Raw genomic sequence first — 736 nt, forward strand, 5'->3', positions numbered from 1 at the left:
GGTGAGCGACCCGGATGAGGCCCGGACGCTGTTCGACCAGCACGCCGACCACATCGCCACCACCACAAGGCAGCAGCAGGATCAGCTGCGGCAGCTGTGGAACGTCCTGATCGACCATATGGACGGCGACGGGCTCATCCCCGCCAGCGAGTCAACCCTCGCCGATGCGACATCCACATGGCAGCCGACGGTGCATAGGCGGATCGTGGCATTGCGCGACCGTGGTCTGCTGCGGCTGGTCCAGGAAGCACACCGTGGCGTGCCGGCGCGGTACGGGGTGACCGATCCGGGTCAGCCCCGGCAAGCACCGTTGCCGGCCCTTCCTGCGGGCAGCCGATGGGTGAGCGACCCGGATGAGGCCCGGACGCTGTTCGACCAGCACGCCGACCACATCGCCACCACAAGGAAGCAGCGGGATCAGCTGCGGCAGCTGTGGAACGCCCTGATCGACCATATAAACGACGACGGGCTCATCACCGCCAGCGAGCCAACCCTCGCCGATGCGACATCCATACCGCAGCAGACGGTGCATAGGCGGATCGTGGCATTGCGCGACCGTGGTCTGCTGCAGCTGGTCCAGGAAAGACACGGTGGCGTGCCGGCGCAGTACGGGGTGACCGATCCGGGTCAGCCCCGGCAAGCACCGTTGCCGGCCCTTCCTGCGGGCAGCCGATGGGTGAGCGACCCGGATGAGGCCCGGACGCTGTTCGACCAGCACGCCGACCACATCGCCACC

The 736-nt window shown here is 67.8% G+C and carries 1 protein-coding gene; it reads left to right on the forward strand.

The features are described from left to right. Nucleotides 1-736, forward strand: a 736-nt coding sequence (locus V6U90_RS33680) for a hypothetical protein (protein WP_334445250.1), incomplete at both ends; no start/stop codon positions are given.

It is taken from the genome of Micromonospora sp. CPCC 206060 (assembly GCF_036906895.1).
GTDB lineage: Bacteria > Actinomycetota > Actinomycetes > Mycobacteriales > Micromonosporaceae > Micromonospora.